Source organism: Rhizobium sp. T1470, assembly GCF_042140505.1.
GTDB classification, from domain to species: Bacteria; Pseudomonadota; Alphaproteobacteria; order Rhizobiales; family Rhizobiaceae; genus Rhizobium; species Rhizobium favelukesii.
This window is the reverse complement of the sequence record NZ_CP148094.1, coordinates 635,679-653,892: the sequence shown is the minus strand read 5'-3', so window position 1 is coordinate 653,892 and position 18,214 is coordinate 635,679. Positions and strand designations below refer to the sequence as shown.

Sequence of the window (18,214 nt, the reverse complement as noted above, 5' to 3'; positions counted from 1 at the left end):
GGAGCCATGACCAAAATGCACGCCCTAGACCTTGAAGCCCCCGCGGAAGAGAAAACGAAGAAAGACAAGTCGTGGAACTACGACAAGGAGATAAAGAAGCTTCAGGTGGAGTTGGCGCACCTGCAGGCCTGGGTGAAGAAATCGGGGGCAAGGATCGTGATCGTCTTTGAGGGGCGCGACGCCGCCGGCAAAGGCGGGATGATCAAACGAATTACCGAGAAAGTGAGCCCGCGTGTGTTTCGTGTGATTGCTCTGCCCGCGCCGACCGACCGTGAAAAGTCGCAGATGTACATGCAGCGCTACCTTGCCCACATGCCAGCGGCCGGGGAAATCGTCATCTTCGATCGCAGTTGGTACAATCGTCCAGGCGTCGACCGTGTCATGGGGTTCTGCAGCGAAAAGAAAGCCCAGAGGTTTCTCGAACTTGCTCCTCGATTTGAGGCGGCAATCGTTGAAAGCGGTATTGTCCTATTGAAGTATTTTCTCACTGTCAGCGAGGAAGAACAGGAGCGTCGCTTCAAGCGGCGGATCGAAGACCCGCTGCGGCAGTGGAAATTGAGCCCGATGGATGTCGAATCCTACCGCAAATGGTGGGACTACACCCGTGCCTATGACGAGATGCTGCGCAAGACCAACCATCAGCAGGCGCCTTGGTGGCTCGTTCCGTCGGACGACAAAGAGCGCGCCCGTATCAACTGCATTTCGCACATACTCAAATCGATCCCCTACGAGCGAGTTAAATTTCGCGAACCCGATCTCGGCAAGCGCCAGAAGCGGCCGGACGACTATGTCGAAGATCAAAGCCACAGGAACGTTGTGCCCGATCTGACACACTAGACGTCGGGTCAGCCCTATCGAGGACGGAGTGACCGGCGTGCGGCCAGATGCGGCGGCCATCCCCCAAACGCGAGCGTCCGAATTTTCCGTTGGAGATCTTCGCCGCCATGCCGACCCTTCCCCTCATATCAAGTCTGAGAGAATATCGGGTGGAGTGGCTCCGGTACGATCTGACATCCGGGCTGGCCATTGCCGCGGTTGGCTTGCCAAGCGCCATCGCCTACCCCGCTCTGGCGGGCTTGCCACCCGAAGTCGGAATCTACGCGAGCATCCTGTCGGTGCTTGGCTATGCCCTGCTCGGCTCGTCGCGGCAGCTCATTGTGGGCCCCGACGCCGGCACGGTGACGGTGCTGGCAGCGGTTCTTGTTTCTTTCGGGCTGTCGTCGACGGCCGAAAACGTCGTGGCTTCCGCGGCGATCGCCGCAATGGTCGGCCTCCTTTGCTTTCTGGCAAGCTTCCTTCGGCTGGGGTTTATCGCCAACCTCCTCTCACGTCCGATCCTGACCGGATTTATGACCGGCATCTCGCTATCGATCCTGATTGGACAGATCGGCCGCTTTACCGGGGTGAAGATCGAAAGCGACGGGCTGTTCGGGCCACTCGTCGAAATCGCAAAAAAGTCGGACCTGATCCACTGGCCTTCGCTCTGGTTGGGGGCAGGACTGTTCGTGGTGCTCCGGCTTCTCGGCAAATGGCTACCATCTGTCCCAGGACCGCTTGTCGTCATGGCACTCGCAACCGCCCTGTCCTACGCTTTTGATTTCCAGGCTTTGGGTATTCGTGTTGTTGGCGCTGTCCCTTCCCAGCTACCGTCGCCGTCGATCCCAATCCCGGATGTCGCCATCGGTGACCTGATCCTCGGGGCGGCAGCCGTTTTGATCGTCAGCTTTGGCGCGGGTATCGTAACCGCGCGTAGTTTCGGCGCGAAGAACCGATATCCGGTCGATGCCAACCGTGAGCTCCTTGGCTTTGGAGCGGCGAACCTTGCCTCGGGAGTGTTCGGCGGCTTCGCAGTCACCGCCTCCGATTCCCGCACCGCGATCAACGACCTCATGGGCGGAAAGACTCAAGTAGCGGCTGTCATCTCGGCTGCCGCCCTCACGCTTACGGTCCTGTTTCTGACCGACGCGCTGGCGATCCTGCCCACTCCCGCGCTTGGGGCCGTGCTGGCGTCGGCCGCCATTAGCCTCATCGATCTTAGAACGCTGGGCCAACTGTGGCGAATCAGTCGGATCGAGTTTCTCTTTGCGGTTATCAGCATTGCGGGTGCGCTCAGCCTCGGCGTCTTGCAGGGAGTGATCATAGCCGTGGTCGCGACACTGCTATATCTTGTCATGGAAGGAATGACCCCGCGCGATGCATTGCTTGGACGCATTCCAGGGCGCGACGGCTTCTACAAGCTTCATCGCTATCCCCAAGCAGAGCCAGTTCCCGGCGTGGTGATCTACCTCGTTCAGGGGAGCCTGCTATTTTACAACGCGGAACACATAAAGAGCAGGATGGAAGAGATCTTTGCGACGCTGGCACCGGATACCAAGTGGTTCATATTCGACGCAGGAGCAGCCGCTCAGATTGACAGCACCGCAGCGGTGATGCTTGACGAGATACGCACAATGGCAGAGGAGCGCGGCATAAAGTTCGCGATAGTGGAACTGCACAGCGAGCCGCTGGAAATACTGGAACGATCCGGTGTCCTTGCCCGAGTCGGCTCGACCATGATTTTTGATGAGTTGGAGGAGGCGGTGGACCTTGTGGAACACCAACCGGCTGTGGAGCCAAGGGATGGCGATGACGCGGCCGGTCACTCGGCCGACATCGCGCGCTAGATGTGGAGCCTCAACAGGTTGTCTCGGTTAAGGGCGAGGCGACTGATTGGCGTTTTTGATTTCAGACTGCCGTGAGGGCGATGCCAATTGTACATGTGGGTCCAGTTGGGCAGATGCGCCTTTCGATGCTCTGAGGAAGGATAGGCACGTGCATAGGCCCATTCGCGCAAGGCGGTCTGAATGAGGGTGTAGGGTTTGGTGCGGATGTGCTTAAGGCCGAGCGCCTTGCAGGCTTTGGCGAAGTCCTTGGCCTTGTAGCAGGAGCCGTTGTCGGTCATCACCCGCGTGACCGTGATGGCGAGGCTGTCGTAATAAGCGACTGCCGCCTTGAGGAAGGCAATGGCGCTGACGGCCTTTTCGTCCGGGAAGATATTGGTGAAGGCGATGCGGGAGGCATCGTCGATGCAGACATGAACATATTCCCAGCCGACACCTCGCGAATTGCTCTGGCCGGTCCTGTCGCCGGTGATCCGGTGACCAACGCGGTCAAAGCGGCCAAGGCGCTTGATGTCCAGACAGATCAGGCCACCAGGCTGTGCATACTCGTAGCGTACGATCGGTTCCGCCGGCTCAATGTCTTTGATCCGCGACAAGCCCGTTCGCCTGAGAACACGGCTGACGGTGGCGGGCGAGACGCCTGTTTCCATGGCGATATGCTTGCCCGTCAGACGCTGCCTTCGAAGACGGACAATGCGCTCGCACAAAGCCTGATCCGTCTGCCGAGGACTGGTTTTGGGCCGGGACGAATGATCCGTCATCCCCGCGCGTCCCGACATCCTAAACCGTTCGGCCCAGCGAGACACAATCTTTGGCGAGACACCATAGAGGCGGGCGGCCTGCGCTTTCGATAGCGTACCGCCGAGAACGGAGACGGCCATTTCTTCTCGACGCAATGGTGTCAGACGTGCATTCTTATGAATGTTCATTCGGCGCGATCCTGGAAAACTGAGGTGTGGTAACTCCAGTCTCCTAGATCCGCTCCGAATGGACAACCTCCTGAAAGCTCACAGCTAGAGCGCATCCATTGAAATCGAATTCGGGTTTGGGGTTCGCTCTCTGAGAATTTCATGATTCCTTCGTTGCTAAGATGATTTGCCTGGAGGGAGCACGGCAGCCGCATGAGCAACGATCTTCGCAGCCGCGTCCTGACGGCTCTGCAGATGGGGTGTCGGCCAGGTCCGCAGGCGGGATTGGCGTTTCGACGGCGATCGCCTGGATCGCGAGCGCACGACATGGCCAGTTGACGCCAGCCAAACAAGGCTGACGCGGAGGTTGGCGTGAGGTCGCGAAGGGCATCACGCTCAACGAGATGGTGTTACGCCTGCGAAAGGAGAAGTCCGTCTCCATCGGTCGCAGTGCGTTGGTCAGCTTGGCTATGCAGGCGCGGCTGGACATTCCTTGGGGTTGTCGTGCAATTTGCCAGTTATACCGTTTTGGTGAAAAGGTATAACGGCAGAGCGTCGCCATGGAAATGAAGCCGATAGACATGTACCAGACGATGCTTGCCGAACTGGGCCAGCGCTCGCTCGATGGGCACGGCCCATGGACTTCCCTCCCGATGGTCGCATCACCCCGGTTACGCTGCGGCGGGATCCCACGCTAGAACTTGCTACAGATCGAAAGCTTCCTTGAGTCCGACGCTCTTACGTTCGCGTAGATCGAGGTCGGCCTCGATATGCGCGATATGGTGAAGCATCAACCGGCAAGCCTCTTCCAGATCGCTTCGCTCGATTGCGGCGGCGATGTCGCCATGCTCGGAATGGCCACAGCTCGAGATGGTCGATTGGCCGTAAAGGGCGATCACGAGCGAGGAGCGCGCAACGAGTTCATCCATGAAACGTTGCATGATGGCATTGCCCGATATCGCAGCAAGCGTCAGGTGAAAATCGCCGGAAGCCTTGATCTCGGCGCGGCGCGCCGTCTGACCGCGTTCGCCCATTAGTCGGCCTTCCTCCAGCAGCAATTGCTTCAGGTGCTGGATCTGCGAAGGCGTAATTCTGGCTGCCGCCTCCCGCAGAATTCCGGGCTCGATCAGACGACGGGCGGCGAAAATCTGCCGTGCCTCTTCGGGTGAAGGGTAGGCTACGAACGCGCCTCGGTTTTTCTCGACACTGACGAGGCCCTCATAGGAAAGGGATTGCAAGGCTGCCCGAGCGAGCGTTCGGCTGACATTGAACAGGTTGCCAACGTCGGTTTCCGACAGCTTCGTTCCTGGCGACAGGCGCCGTTCCACGATTGCATCGCGGATCGCGTCGCGGATTTTTTGCGTGCCGGTATCGGCTGAATCGTCGGCGGTTTGGAGGGCGGTTGCGGAGGATTTCATGAAATCGGATACCTTTTGACCGGGAAATGATATCTGCGTTTCCCGCAAAAGTTAAATGGAATTTGCTCTCAAAGTGACGTCTAAATTGTATACGATACTCTGCACGAATTGCAGACGATAGCCTATTTTATGTGCAGATTGGCCCAGCGCCTGAATTTTAAGACAACGGGAATTTCAGGACAACCCTCTGATTTGCCGATGGCTGATGCGACGCAACAGGCACTGGCACGGCAGATGCATTGGCTTTCTCGAATAGAGGAAGACCGATGTCGAAAGCCGCAGAGATCGATATAGTATCCGTTTCCAAGGTGTATGGCGCCACCACGGCTGTCCATTCCATCAGCTTGAAGATTCCGGCCGGCTCCTACTGCTGCTTCCTTGGGCCTTCGGGCTGCGGCAAGACTTCGACGCTGCGCATGATCGCCGGCCACGAGAGCATTTCGTCCGGCGACATCAGGCTTGGAAATGCCGTCGTCACCGATTTTCCACCCGCCAAGCGCGGCACTGCGATGATGTTCCAGTCCTACGCGCTGTTTCCGCATCTAGACCTCATCGACAATGTCGCCTTCAGCCTGAAGATGAAAGGCGTTGACAAGGAGGAGCGTCGCACCAGGGCGCTGCAGATGCTGACACTGATGCAGATGGACGCCTATGCGACGCGGCGCCCGGCACAGCTTTCGGGCGGCCAGCAACAGCGTGTGGCGCTGGCGCGCGCTCTCATCACCGATCCGGAGGCACTGCTGCTCGACGAGCCGCTTTCGGCACTCGATCCGTTTCTCAAGATCCGCATGCGCGCCGAGCTCAAGAAGCTCCAGAAGAGCCTCGGCATCACCTTCGTTCATGTGACGCACAGCCAGGAAGAGGCGATGGCGCTGGCCGATCTGATCGTCATCATGAACGACGGCAAGATCGAGCAGGCGGCAACCCCGCGCAAGGTGTTCGAAGAGCCCGCCACCGCGTTCGTCGCACGTTTCATGGGCGATCACAACGTGCTGTCTGGCCGTGTCGTCTCCTCGCAAAACGGGGTCACGACGCTGGAGGCGCCGGAGGGGCAAGCCTTTTCCGTGCGCGGCAATGGCAAACAGGTCGGCGAGAGCGTCGATATCGGCGTCCGCACTGATCGCGTCCGCCTCGACGCGTCCGCCGACAACACGCTCGGTCTCAACGGCATCGTCTCCAACATTGAATATCGCGGCGCGTCGGTGAAGATCACCGTCGTCGGCGCGGGTAGTGACGACTTCACGGTCATCGCGAATGACGGCGACTACTTCGCCAAACCCGTATCGGTCGGCGATGCGGTGTCTCTGAGTTGGGCTCTGGAGGATGCGATCCTCCTTGGCCATGCATGAACCTCACCACCAAAAAAAGGGGAACTGACATGACAACTGAAAAGAAGACGACCAAGACGGAACCGGGGATTTCCCGCCGTAGCCTCCTAAAGACGGGCGCTGCCGCCATCGGTGCAGCCGCGGGCTCCGGCCTGATCACTGGCTTCCCGACCATCTGGGCACAGTCGAACATCACGCTTCGTCAGTTCGGCACCGGCGTTTCGAACATCAACGCCATCGCCGAGCAGTGCAAAAAGGACCTCGGCATCACGCTCGAGATGACGGCAACCGATTCCGACGCTGCCGCCCAGCGCGCCGTGACGCAGCCCGACAGCTACGACATCGCCGATATCGAATACTGGATCCTGAAGAAGGTCTATCCAACCGGTGTCATCCAGCCGATGGAAACGAAGAAGCTGAAGTATTACGATCAGGTCGTGCCGCTTTTCAAGACAGGCAAGCTGAAGCCAGACAGCGTTATCGCTCAGGGCACGGCGCCGCACACGGTCGGCTATGTCGAAAGCAAGGATGCCAAGACCTTCGCCAAGGGCGAGACTGAATTCTTCACCATGATGCCGACGATCTACAATGCCGATACGCTAGGTATTCGCCCTGACCTCGTCGGCCGCGAGATCTCCACCTGGGCCGATATCATGGATCCCAAGTTCAAGGGCAAGACCTCGATCCTCAACATCCCGTCGATCGGCATCATGGACGCCGCGATGATCATGGAAGCCTTGGGCAACATCAAATATGCCGACAAGGGCAATATGACCAAGGAAGAGATCGACAAGACGATCGAGTTCCTGATCAAGGCAAAGCAGGATGGCCAGTTCCGTGCCTTCTGGAAGAGCTTCGACGAGTCCGTCAACCTGATGGCCTCTGGCGAAGTCGTTATCCAGTCCATGTGGTCGCCGGCCGTTGCCGCCGTCCGTTCGAAGGGCATCGCCTGCAAGTATCAGCCGCTCAAGGAAGGCTATCGTTCGTGGGGCGGCGGTCTCGGCCTTGCCTCGCACCTCAAGGGCGCTCAGCTCGACGCGGCATACGAATACATCAACTGGTACACGTCTGGCTGGGTCGGCGGCTACCTCAACCGCCAAGGCTATTACTCGGCCTGCATGGAGACTGCCAAGAAGTTCATGACCGCCGATGAATGGGGTTACTGGATCGAGGGCAAGGCGGCGCAGAGCGATGTCCTTTCACCGGAAGGCAAAGTCATGGAGAAGGCCGGTGCTGTTCGCGACGGTGGTTCGTTCGAAGAGCGCATGGGTCATGTCGCGTGCTGGAACTCCGTCATGGATGAGGACCGCTACATGGTTCGGCGCTGGAACGAGTTCATCGCCGCTTAAGGCGCCCCCTTCTGCCAGGCCCTCTCCCCAGTTCCTTTGGGGAGGGGGTATCCACAACGGAGAGACCGGAACATGGCCACGATCGCGTCTTCGCAGGCCGAGCAACAATCGCAACAGATAAGCCGTCGAAGGATCGGATGGCCGGCATGGGCAGCCTCTTATCTGCAGGCGACGCCGCTGGTCCTCATTCTCGGTTTCTTCTTCATCCTGCCGATCGCCATGATCGCGGTTGTCAGTTTCTGGGATTATGATTTCGCCGGCCTTTACCCCGCTTTCTTGACGATGAACTACACCGACACGCTCGGTTCATGGGTTACTTGGAAGACCTATCTCAACACCCTGAAATTCACGGTCATCGTCTGGGGCTTGACGCTCTTCATCGGCTTCTGGGTCGCCTACTTCCTGGCCTTCCACATCCGCCGCACGACGACACAGATGATCCTCTTCCTGGTCTGCACCGTGCCGTTCATGACGTCGAACATCATCCGGATGATCTCCTGGATCCCGGTGCTTGGCCGTAATGGGCTCGTCAACTCGGCGCTGGTTCAGATGGGCATCGTGCCGCAGCCGATCGAATGGCTGCTCTATTCCGATTTCGCCGTCGTTCTTGCCATGGTGCACCTCTACACGCTGTTCATGGTAACGCCGATCTTCAATACGCTGATGCGCATCGATCGCTCACTCTTCGAGGCGGCGCGCGATGCCGGCGCCAGCGGCTGGCAGATCCTCTGGAACGTCGTTCTGCCACTTGCAAAGCCCGGCATGGCGATCGGGACGATTTTCGTCGTCACCCTCGTCATGGCCGATTTCTCGACCGTCCAGGTCATGTCCGGCGGCCAGAGCGCCTCCGTGGCACTGATGATGAAGAACCAGATGTCGCTGCTGCAATATCCGGCCGCTGCCGCCAACGCGGTGGTGCTGCTGGTGGTCGTCCTCCTGATGGTTGCCGCGATCCTTCGCGTCGTCGATATCCGCAAGGAGCTGTGAGATGAACCACGAGAAGCGCACCTTCGAATTCTATGTGCTTGCGGCGTTCTTTCTCGTCTTCGTGCTGTTCCTGTACGGACCGCTGTCGGCGATCCTGATCCTGTCCTTCCAGGGGCCGGATGGCGGCCTGACGTTCCCGCTGAATGGTGTATCCGTTCATTGGTTTTTCAATCTGTTCGAGAAGCAGGCGGTCGGCGACTTCGGCGCCTCTTTCCGTCGCTCCTTCACGCTCGGGCTGATGGTGATGGTGGTAACCGTTGTCGTTTCGCTGCTGGCGGGCCTGGCGTTCCGGCGCCGCTTCCGCGGTTCGACCGTGCTTTTTTATGCGACGGTCGCAAGCCTCGTCGTTCCATCGATCATCATTTCGCTCGGGATCGGCGTGGTGTTCCAGCAAAGCGGCCTGAAGCCAGCCTGGTATTCATCCGCTTTCGGCGCGCATCTGACATGGACGCTGCCGTTCGGCGTGCTGATCATGTTTGCCGTCTTCAACCGCTTCTCGCCCGCCTATGAAGAGGCGGCGCGCGATCTCGGCGCGACCTCCTGGCAGACGTTCAGGCATGTCGTGCTGCCGATGATTGCGCCAAGCCTGATCGGCGTTGGCCTTTTCGGCTTCACACTTTCCTATGACGAATTCGCTCGGACGCTGATGACATCGGGCAGCTACAACACGCTGCCGCTCGAGATTTACGGCATGACCACCAACGTCACGACGCCGGTGCTCTACGCGCTCGGAACGGTGACGACGCTGTTTTCCTTCACCATCATTCTCGTCGCGCTCGGTATCATGCTCATGCTGCGCCGGCGCCAAGCAAAAACAAGTTGATCTGATGCGCATTCTTCTCGTCAATCCCAATACGACGGCCTCCATGACCGAGAAGGCGGCTGTCGCTGCCCGCGCGGTCGCGGCCTCCGGCACCGATATTATTGCTGCGACCTCCCGTATGGGGCCGGTCTCGATCGAGGGGCATTACGACGGCGCCTTGGCCATCCCGGGGCTTCTCAACGAACTGAAGGAACAGAAGGCCGGTGGTTATGACGCGGCCATCATCGCCTGCTTCGACGATACCGGGCTTGATGCCGCGCGCAGCTTTGCCGACGTGCCGGTGCTCGGGCTCTGCGAGTCCGCTGTCGCGACGGCCGGGTTCCTGGCGCAACGCTTTACCGTCGTGACGACGCTGGAGCGCTCGCGCGTTCTGATCGACAATCTCGTGCGGCGCTATGGCATGGGCGGACGTGCAAAGGTGCGCGCATCGGATATACCGGTTCTTCAGCTCGAAGACCCCGCGTCGGGTGCCATCGACAAGCTGCGAACCGAGATCGAACGGGCACTCTTGGAAGATGGGGCGGAGGCGATCGTGCTCGGTTGCGCCGGCATGACCGATCTGGCGCGTGAGCTGCAGGATATCTACGGCGTCCCGGTCGTCGACGGTGTCGCTGCTGCGGTCAAGCAGGCGGAGGCGCTGGTGTCGCTTGGGCTCTCGACCAGCAAGCGCGGCTCCTATGCATCGCCGCTGGCCAAGCCCTTCACGGGCGCGATGAGCGCCTTTGCGCCGATGCGGGCAGCAAGCTGATCCATGACCATTTCCTTCGACTTCGAAACGCTCTCCGAGCGCGAACGCTACAAGCTGATGATCGGGACCATCATTCCGCGGCCGATTGCGCTCGTGACGACCATCGACGAGCATGGCCGTATCAATGCCGCACCTTTCAGCTTCTTCAACTGCCTGTCGGCCGATCCGCCGATCCTGGCGCTCGGCGTCGAGAACAATCCGGACATGTCCTTCAAGGACACGGGCCATAACATCCGCATGACCGAGGTCTTCACGGTCAACATCGTGTCGTTTGCCATCGCGGATGCGATGCATATCTGCGGTTCGAAATATCCGCGCGGCGTCGACGAATTGAAGGAAGCCGGGCTGACGGCGATGCCTGGCCAGAAGGTCGCCTCGCCATGGATTGCGGAGGCGCCGGCAGCCTTTGAGTGCCGGCGTCACGTCACGCTGGAGCTCGGGAAATCCCGGCAGATCATCCTGGGCGAAATCATCTACGCGCACTATCGCGATGGCGTCGTCGATCCGGAACGGCTGCGCGTCGATCCCGCCGAAGTCGATGCCATTGCGCGCCTGGGTGGCGACACCTGCTCCACGATCCGAGATCGCTTTCAGATGCTGACACCGAAATTGTAAGGGCGCGGTGTCACCACGAGCCTGCTGAAGGATATCAAATTGCGCTTCGAGATCACTGACCGAAACGCCAAGATTCGTTCACTGCTGTGTCGTCAAACCCAAACCTTTTGGTTCGATATCGGACGGTGGGCGAAATGCCGGAACCATTAGTGCTCGTATCCATTGCGGTTGATGTTCGGAGGAACCGCAATGCCGCAGTACCCTTCCATTCAGGATGACATCGTTGCCCTGCGTCCTGTCATGCAGGCCTTCGCGCGGCGCTTTACCAAATCAGATGCCGACGCCGAGGATCTTGCTCAGGAAACGATCATGAAGGCCCTCAGTCATCTGGATCATTTCACGCCCGGAACCAACCTCAAGAGCTGGATGTTCACCATCCTGCGAAACCACTACTGCAGCCAGTACAAGCGCTCGAAGCGTTGTCGTCCGGCCTCCGATCTCTCCGACGGCTCCTTCGAGATCCCCGTGCCATCGGATCAGGATTGGCCATTGCGGCTGAAAGATGTTTCAGACGCGATTGATCGCCTGCCCCAACAGTTGAGACAACCGCTAATGCTGGTCGTGGCCGGGCGCTCGTACATGGATGCTGCAAAGGAGTGCGGGTGCGAAATCGGCACCATAAAAAGCCGTGTCGCGCGTGCACGGATGGCTTTGATGCTGGCTTTGGACGAGGTCTCCTTCAGCGAAGCTGCAACCAGGTAGGAAAGGCGGGCGATCAGAAGTTCGCTTCAGGTTGACCGCCTCGTGGCTCGCGTCTGGCTGAGGCAACCCGTATCAGGAATCCCTGAGGTCACTAAGAGCAGCTAGTGGAACGCCGTCTGCCTGGCTTCCAGATAACGGGCCATCGCACTTAGGCGTCGGGGGCAGACAAGACCGACGCGGTACAAGGCAATAATTGTTCGCGCCAGCCGGTCGGGATCGGTGCAGATGTTGTCTGCCCGCAGACGTTCGAAAACCGGTGTGAGAATCTCAAAGTCGGTGGACGTCAGGATGTCCGGGAAGTATCTCATCTGATGCACGGCACCCTCCGCGAACTCACGCCCTAGCAAAACCCTACGCTTCTGATCGAAGAGTTCAAGCGAATCCTAATGTGTTCGAAAGGTTTGCCGGAGACGATGGTAGATCGCACAGATTTCTCCTTTCGCCTCGCTCAGAACAAAGCATCCGGGGGGCTTCAATGAACTCGAAACGAAGGCCGCGAACACGAAAGGGATCTGGCCAACGTCAAGCATTTCCACGCACGCGATCATCTCGTGACCCTCGTAATCGAGATCGACGATCGCGCCATCGTGGCCACCAAGGTCAGACGCCTCAAGGGCTGCCGCAGCAATCGGACCCGCCAGAACGATATCCATTGCTTTCCAAGCATTTGAGACACTCGACGGGAGCGTACGTTTGGAAATCACAAGATATCGAAGCATGGTTGCCCCCTGAGTTGCGATATCCGAACAGAACACACTCAGAGATGTTCCGGAAGTCCCCTTGCACGAGTTCCGATCTGAGAAGAGTGAGCGCCAGGGACCACCTTGGTGCGCCGTTTGACGGTAGGAGAACGCCGGTTTCGGACGGCTGCGGCCGCGCCCCGCGTTGAACATTATCGCAAAGGAGGCGGAACGCCTCTGCGGCTCGAACATACTCTGACGATCATCGTGATCTCTCAAAAGCCAAGAGAAAGCTGCCGCGGCTGATGGTTTTCGACCACGACTGGAAAGCGCCGCCTTGAGCGGAGTTGAAGTGGCGAGGCCATCGGCTAGATTTTCACGTCCAGCACGCCGGGAACGCCATCAATCTTGCCGACATCATAGCCAAGCCGCGTGATGAGAGGTTCGCCTTCCGTTCCCGCCGATAGCTGCAGCGGCTGGCAGTTATACAGCACGGAATCGCCGAATTCATGCGCGCGGTAGCCGGACGCGGTGAGCGCTGCGAATGTCTCGGCGAGCAGGGCATCGTCAGCGAAGGCGCGCAGGAGCTCGAAATGGCTTTCGCCGGGTTGGTGGACGCCCGTAAGAACCGCATCGGCCACGCGAAGCGACGTGCCCTGCGCGATGCGCCCTGTCGCAATGCCATTTCCGGCGCGCACGCTGCCATCGGGATTGGCAGCGGCCTCGAGCGCGCGCACGACGCTCGTGCCGATCGCGATGATGCGGCTGCCGCAAAGCTTCGCCCGCGCGACGCGCTCCGCGGTGCGCTCGGGGATGTGGTACGGCTCGTCGAAGGGAAGGCGCAGGTCGAGCGCGGGATCGCCAGTGGAAGAAACGCCCGCGGCATGCGTGAGTGCTGCGAATCCGACGTCGCGCCGACGCCAGGTTTGAAGCGTGCGCCAGTCGAGCGCGAAAGACGCTGACGGCGCCTCGAACGCCAACGGCCGGGCGGCAATCTTCGTCCAAACATCCCACAGCGCCAATGGCTCGGGAACATGCGCGTATTGGATCGGCCGACCGTGCTGCGCCATTCCTGCAAGTACCGCTGCGGGGTTTCCTGGGAAGCGGAGCTCGAGAAGTCGTGGATGGTCGAGAAGACGCTCGACGACGGCGTCAAGCGGGCCGAGCCGCAGGCGGTCGCCTGTTGACAGCGCAGGCGGAGGCAGCCGGTCCTCCGTTGGCGTGCGGTGATCACCAAAGCCGAAGGCAATCGCCACGAAGCGGGTAGGATCGGAAAGTGTTAGCCAGCCGGCCAGGCGAATCTCGATCGCCTCACCGCTTGGGATATGCGTGCCGTGTAAGCTGGCAGGCAAGGTCGCGGCGTCATTGGCGACGACCAGATCGCTCGGATTAAACAGCGTCGCGAGCCTCGTGCGCGGCAGGTCACGCATCGTGCCGCCCGTCTCGACGACGAACAGTCTGGCGGAACGCCGATCGGAAAGGTCGGCAATCATGCTTGTTCCCCGGGGAAAAGCTGGGCCCGGACCGACAATGCGTCGAGCATCGTTTCGATGATCTCGCCAGCAGCAAGCTCGGGGGCCTTCAAGGTCGACGGATCGGCGTCCGGAAGCGCCAGCGCGTGAAGTGGGGTGTCCATATCGCCAGGGTCGAGCGAAAGGAGCTTGATACCATCGGGTTTCGCCTCCTCGTCCCAGATCGCGGTCAGATGGACAAGAGCGGCCTTGCTCGCGCCATAGGCGCCCCAGCCGGGATACGCGTTGACCGCCGCGTCGCTGGAGATGTTGATCACCAGCGCACCGCGGCCCTCGCGTGCTGACGCGGCAAGCGCACCAAACAGGGCTTTCGTCAGCCGGAAGACGCCGAGGACGTTGACCGCAAGCGCCGCTTCCAGCTCCTCGCAATCGGTATCGGCAAGAAGGGCCAGAGTGACAGGACCGAGGCTTGAAGCATTGTTGATCAGGACGTCGATCCCGCCAAAGCTGGCCGTGACCTGCATTGCGATCGGGTAGATGTCGTCCTTCTTGCCGATGTCCGCGACAATGCCGTGCGCGCCTGTCTCGGCTGCAACGCGCTCGACATTGGCTGCCGTGCGAGCGACGAAGGCGACGCGCGCGCCCTTCGCCGTAAGCTGCCGCACAAGCGACAGTCCGAGGCCGGACGTACCGCCTGTCACGATCACGCGAAGTCCCTGAAGATCGATTTTCATCTGCATTGGCGGTGCTCCTTTAGTCCGTGAGAACAGTTGCTACAAGTTCAAGTTAACTTGAAGTCAAGTGGGATTCGTGCTCTTATTCATGCATGGATCCGATGCTAACCATCACCGACGTGTCGCGGCGCAGCGGCGTAGCCTCGTCGGCACTGCGTTTCTACGAGGAGCGCGGGTTGATCCCGTCCGAGCGGGCCGGCTCGGGGCACAGGCGTTATCACCGATCCGTACTGCGCCGGATCGCCTTCATCGTCTTTGCGCAACGCATTGGGTTGAGGCTTGAGGAGATCGGCGCCGAGCTCGCCAAGTTGCCGGTCGACCGCGTGCCGTCGCGTCGGGATTGGTCACGGCTGTCGGGCGAGTGGGCAATGCGCATCGACCAGCGCATAGCCGAGTTGCAGCGCCTGCGGTCCGGGCTTACCGAATGCATCGGCTGCGGCTGCCTGTCGATCGACCGGTGTAGCCTGGCGAATCCTGCTGATGTGGCAGGACGCAAGGGGCCGGGGCCGAGGTATTGGCTGGGGTGATCGTAGGGCCGCGATCTCGGGGTCTTCGACCTGTTCATACTCACATCGCCCTGCCTGCCCTGCATAGCGGCAACAGGCATTGTTTCGGTTCTCCTCGGTCGATGTCTGCATCCAGGCGCGACCTAAAAATGGGCCAGGTTCGCGCTGGGTCTTCGTGATACTGGTCACCTGAGCCTCAAGGGCAAAAGACCTGCTGGCGGCCGGTGATTTCCGGTTGGCCGGAATGCGCGCATCATCCCAAGCCCAGCTTCCGGTAGGAGTTGCAGACCTCTTATACCAACGAGCGCTAATCAAAACCGGTGCGCCCAGTCACGCATTCCAATCGACATGATCTTCCACGGCTGAGCGACCAGCTTGTTCCATGCGTCGCAGCAATGGGCGACGATGTCCTCGTAATCTTTGAAGATCCGGTTGGACAACCAGTTGTCACGCAGAAATTGCCACACGTTCTCGACGGGATTTAATTCGGGCGAGCGTGGCGGCAGGAAGAGCAGTGTGATGTTGTCGGGCACATCGAGCTTCGGCGTGACATGCCACCCCGCCTGATCAACGATCAGCACGGCATGAGCGCCGTCATCGACGGCCTGGCTGATTTCGATCAAATGCTGGTTCATGGCGCTGGTGTCGCAGTAGGGAAGAACGAGACCCGCACCTTTGCCCTTCTTGGGGCAGATAGCGCCGAAGATATAGGTCCACATCGTGCGTTGATCGTGTGGTGCCGAAGGCCTTGTTCCCCTGCGTGCCCATCGCCGGGTGATCTTGTTCTTTTGGCCTATCCGAGCTTCGTCGGCCCACCAGAGCTCAATCTCGACGTTCTTCGGGAGCCTGCCTTTGATGGCTGCCAGTGTGGCGGGGAACTTTTTTTAAAACTCTCCAGGTCGCCTTCGTTCTGGGCGTAATGGCGCGGGCGGGCAGACAGCTTTGCAAAGCCGAGCGCCTTCAATTCGCGGCCAATGGTCGTTTCATCGACGGATATCCGATATTCTTGGAACAGCCATTGAGCAAGATCCTTGCGCCGCCAGCGCACAACGCCATGCACCGCCGGTATCGGGCCACTTTCGACGATCTTTGCCAAAGCCTGGCGATGCACGTCGGAAAGCTTTCCTTGATTGCCGGGTGCTTTGCCATTGATGAGCCCCGACGGGCCACGCGCATTGAAGCGAATAACCCAGTCGCGGACAATTTGCAGGGTCACGCCTCCGATCCTGGCCGCATCGCTGCGGGAATGGCCATCATAGATTTCGGCAAGGGCAAGAAGCCGCCGAGCCTGTGCCGCATCCTTCGTGCCTTTGGCCAACGCCCGAAGAGCGAAGCCGTCGAAGTCATCGCGCAGTGGAATTCCTGATGTCATCCGCAAACCTCCGTTTGCGGTATTGATTCAGAACTCAACTGATTTGGAAACCTCAAAAAGAGTCAGAGATCGCTCACGCTGGTATTATGCCCGTGCAGATGCCTGCACTTGCCTTCGTGCCCAACAACGCGGTGTCCGCAACTGATATCGTGGTAGCGCTTCGCCTGCCAGCTCATGCGTCACCACGCGGCAATGCATAGTTCGCTGATGTAGGCAGCTCCATGCGCCCTTCGCGCCACGCGCATGACCAGCGGGTCGGGAACTCCAGCTTCGAGAAATCCTTGGGCTCGCAGGACGTTTGAGTGGTTCATGTCTGTTGGAGGATACTTCCCGTCATGCTGGTGTGGCTGTATGCCAGCGCTTGCATGCAACCGGGGAGCTCCATGGCTCGGGCAATCGACTGCGCTTTGCATGGGAACGAACGTCAGCTCGACGCGGCTGCCGATGACGCGATCCATCTGTTCGTAGCTTTCGTATCTCTCAAGCTCGTGTTCGCTAGTCAATGGGGACACCGACCGTAGGCAGTTCGGAACGTTGATCACTTCATGTGAGTCCACCGATTCTGGCGAACCACAGCGACCAGCCGCATGGACTTCGTTTATCTTGTCCGCGCCCCAACGGAGCCGTAGCGGTCCTCCCGTCAACGGCGGCTGAGGCGACCAAGACCGTCCCAGCCTTTCCTGGTCGGTGAGCTCCCAGTGGACCTTCATATGGAGCACCTGGCCTTCCCCGCAGTTCGGGTTGCCGAAGGCGAATCCAACGGAGTCCACCCGTGTGAGGAAGTAGCGCTGGTTGGAACTGAGGCAAATTTCAATGGGGCATTGGCACTTTCTGTAGTTATTCCCATCGTTTCTCCTGGTTCCGAAATGCACTTGGAGCGAGGAAGCAAGTAGCGAGCCAACAGAAAAGCCACGTTAGAACAAGAAGTTGCGCAGACATCACTATGTCGTATGTCCGACAACGCGCTGAAGGTTGTGTTGAGAAAGTGGCTTCGAGAGCTGAGGGCGGCCCCCTGGGTGAAAAAGGATGACGGCGCCGATTTCGTGGCAATGCGGAACTCAATCGGCCGGCAGCGCTTAATGAAGCCGCTCCATCTTACCCATCATGTGCATCCGAGCACTCGAGAGCGCAGGCACCCGAAGGTGTCACAACGCTCATGGCCGGGCCGCCGCCTTTGAACCATTCGAGCACCCAACCGGCGGAGGCTGGGCACGCCGATGAGCAGCTGATTTGAGATGATTGCTGAGTAGCGCGCTGTGGACACGGCAGCACAGGGACCGGTATGCTTGATCGCTTGTGGCGACACCATAACCGACGCTCACCTTTCCAATCCGGAGATCTTGGTTGGAGCTGCCGTTTGGCTGCCACCGCTGACGGCTGGTGAGCGGTCTTAAGCGAGCAGGGTCATTTACGTATGAGGCTTCGAGTGACGCCACACACGTTGCCTGCAAAAAGGCCGATCCGACTGCTGAAAAACGCCGCAGTGCAAGGCTTGACGGCCTTCTTTCCTATAGCCGTCCACGCGACCCAAGCTTTTCCCATAACGAATCAATTGTGGACCGAGGAAGGTGCAGCCGAAAAACATCGGACAAGACTCGCTGCAGTTCGCTCTTCGTTTCGAGTGTTTCTGTTTCCTCAGTTTGGTTCCGAATCAAGCTGAAATCCTTGTTGAACAAGTTCGCAGGCCCTTCGTCTGTCAGCACGCTCATCATGAGGCTGGATGGAAACGGCGAACGGTCCCACAGCGTCGGCGAGCCAGTCGACGCCCTCGATGGTTACGATGAATGCCTGGTGTGTGCGTGGACCACCCTCTGCAGCACCCATACGCACTCTGCACAGGATGGGCTAGGCACGCCTCGCCATGTTTTGTCTCTAGCATAGCCGTCTCTCATCTTGATGTTGGCTCCCTGCC

Annotated in this window: 17 protein-coding genes and 2 pseudogenes; 11 read left to right on the top strand and 8 right to left on the bottom strand. The window is 59.5% G+C overall.

Going from position 1 to position 18,214, the window contains the following annotated elements:
- Nucleotides 1–6 precede the first annotated feature (6 nt).
- A complete protein-coding gene (ppk2, locus tag WGT02_RS37565; protein ID WP_024316535.1) occupies nt 7–837 on the top strand; it encodes a polyphosphate kinase 2 in 831 nt (276 codons plus the stop codon).
- A gap of 107 nt (nt 838–944) precedes the next feature.
- Entirely contained in the window at nt 945–2,663 is a 1,719-nt protein-coding gene (locus WGT02_RS37560) for a SulP family inorganic anion transporter (protein WP_167546226.1), read from the top strand.
- Here WGT02_RS37560 and WGT02_RS37555 read toward each other — a convergent pair.
- The gene (locus tag WGT02_RS37555) at nt 2,660–3,589 is read right to left on the bottom strand and encodes an IS481 family transposase (protein WP_208245574.1); all 930 of its coding nucleotides are present in this window, start codon (nt 3,587–3,589) and stop codon (nt 2,660–2,662) included. The two genes, WGT02_RS37560 and WGT02_RS37555, sit on opposite strands and share 4 nt — an antisense overlap.
- A gap of 192 nt (nt 3,590–3,781) precedes the next feature.
- On the opposite strand from WGT02_RS37555, the pseudogene WGT02_RS37550 reads away from it, so the two are divergent.
- Nucleotides 3,782–4,060: pseudogene (locus tag WGT02_RS37550) on the top strand (IS630 family transposase); the annotation flags it as partial.
- Between the two features lie 212 nt (nt 4,061–4,272).
- Here WGT02_RS37550 and WGT02_RS37545 read toward each other — a convergent pair.
- Nucleotides 4,273–4,986 carry a GntR family transcriptional regulator gene (locus WGT02_RS37545; RefSeq protein WP_024316537.1) on the bottom strand — a complete coding sequence of 238 codons (714 nt, stop codon included), beginning with the start codon at nt 4,984–4,986 and terminating at the stop codon, nt 4,273–4,275.
- A gap of 266 nt (nt 4,987–5,252) precedes the next feature.
- Here WGT02_RS37545 and WGT02_RS37540 point away from each other — a divergent pair, with 266 nt between their 5' ends.
- The 7 genes from WGT02_RS37540 (at nt 5,253) to WGT02_RS37510 (ending at nt 11,538) form a co-directional block, all read left to right on the top strand.
- Entirely contained in the window at nt 5,253–6,335 is a 1,083-nt protein-coding gene (locus WGT02_RS37540) for an ABC transporter ATP-binding protein (protein WP_024316538.1), read from the top strand.
- Nucleotides 6,336–6,364: 29 nt separating this feature from the next.
- Entirely contained in the window at nt 6,365–7,663 is a 1,299-nt protein-coding gene (locus tag WGT02_RS37535; protein WP_208245575.1) for a PotD/PotF family extracellular solute-binding protein, read from the top strand.
- Between the two features lie 72 nt (nt 7,664–7,735).
- The gene (locus tag WGT02_RS37530; RefSeq protein ID WP_024316540.1) at nt 7,736–8,650 is read left to right on the top strand and encodes an ABC transporter permease; all 915 of its coding nucleotides are present in this window, start codon (nt 7,736–7,738) and stop codon (nt 8,648–8,650) included.
- Nucleotide 8,651: 1 nt separating this feature from the next.
- Complete coding sequence (locus WGT02_RS37525) at nt 8,652–9,473, top strand: ABC transporter permease (RefSeq protein ID WP_024316541.1); 822 nt, start codon at nt 8,652–8,654, stop codon at nt 9,471–9,473.
- Nucleotides 9,474–9,477: 4 nt separating this feature from the next.
- The gene (locus WGT02_RS37520; RefSeq protein ID WP_024316542.1) at nt 9,478–10,221 is read left to right on the top strand and encodes an aspartate/glutamate racemase family protein; all 744 of its coding nucleotides are present in this window, start codon (nt 9,478–9,480) and stop codon (nt 10,219–10,221) included.
- A gap of 3 nt (nt 10,222–10,224) precedes the next feature.
- Entirely contained in the window at nt 10,225–10,836 is a 612-nt protein-coding gene (locus WGT02_RS37515; protein ID WP_024316543.1) for a flavin reductase family protein, read from the top strand.
- Nucleotides 10,837–11,025: 189 nt separating this feature from the next.
- Nucleotides 11,026–11,538 (top strand): sigma-70 family RNA polymerase sigma factor, encoded by a 513-nt coding sequence (locus WGT02_RS37510; protein WP_225040517.1) that lies wholly within the window; start codon nt 11,026–11,028, stop codon nt 11,536–11,538.
- Nucleotides 11,539–11,639: 101 nt separating this feature from the next.
- On the opposite strand, the gene WGT02_RS37505 is transcribed toward WGT02_RS37510, so the two are convergent.
- The 3 genes from WGT02_RS37505 to WGT02_RS37495 all read right to left on the bottom strand — a co-directional run bounded on the left by WGT02_RS37505 (nt 11,640) and on the right by WGT02_RS37495 (nt 14,430).
- Nucleotides 11,640–11,855 carry a hypothetical protein gene (locus WGT02_RS37505; RefSeq protein WP_141652584.1) on the bottom strand — a complete coding sequence of 72 codons (216 nt, stop codon included), beginning with the start codon at nt 11,853–11,855 and terminating at the stop codon, nt 11,640–11,642.
- A 731-nt stretch (nt 11,856–12,586) separates the two neighbouring features.
- Nucleotides 12,587–13,711, bottom strand: a complete 1,125-nt coding sequence (locus tag WGT02_RS37500) for an S-adenosylmethionine:tRNA ribosyltransferase-isomerase (protein WP_024316547.1) — start codon at nt 13,709–13,711, stop codon at nt 12,587–12,589.
- Nucleotides 13,708–14,430, bottom strand: coding sequence for an SDR family oxidoreductase (locus tag WGT02_RS37495; RefSeq protein WP_024316548.1), 723 nt, complete (start codon nt 14,428–14,430; stop codon nt 13,708–13,710). The genes WGT02_RS37500 and WGT02_RS37495 overlap by 4 nt, the downstream gene beginning before the upstream one ends.
- Before the next feature lie 86 nt (nt 14,431–14,516).
- Here WGT02_RS37495 and soxR point away from each other — a divergent pair, with 86 nt between their 5' ends.
- Nucleotides 14,517–14,951, top strand: coding sequence for a redox-sensitive transcriptional activator SoxR (gene soxR / locus WGT02_RS37490; RefSeq protein ID WP_024316549.1), 435 nt, complete (start codon nt 14,517–14,519; stop codon nt 14,949–14,951).
- A gap of 290 nt (nt 14,952–15,241) precedes the next feature.
- Here soxR and WGT02_RS37485 read toward each other — a convergent pair.
- From WGT02_RS37485 to WGT02_RS37475, 3 genes and pseudogenes are all read right to left on the bottom strand, one after another.
- Nucleotides 15,242–16,302 (bottom strand): IS630 family transposase gene (locus tag WGT02_RS37485; protein WP_208245220.1). Its coding sequence is split into 2 segments (ribosomal slippage): nt 15,242–15,810 and nt 15,810–16,302, totalling 1,062 coding nucleotides; the frame shifts between segments, so codons are not numbered across the junction.
- An 83-nt stretch (nt 16,303–16,385) separates the two neighbouring features.
- Nucleotides 16,386–16,478 (bottom strand): annotated as a pseudogene (locus tag WGT02_RS37480) (6-carboxytetrahydropterin synthase); the annotation flags it as partial.
- 1,332 nt (nt 16,479–17,810) lie between these two features.
- On the bottom strand, nt 17,811–18,011 hold the full coding sequence (locus WGT02_RS37475) for a hypothetical protein (RefSeq protein WP_263623183.1): 201 nt from the start codon (nt 18,009–18,011) through the stop codon (nt 17,811–17,813).
- Nucleotides 18,012–18,214: the final 203 nt, after the last annotated feature.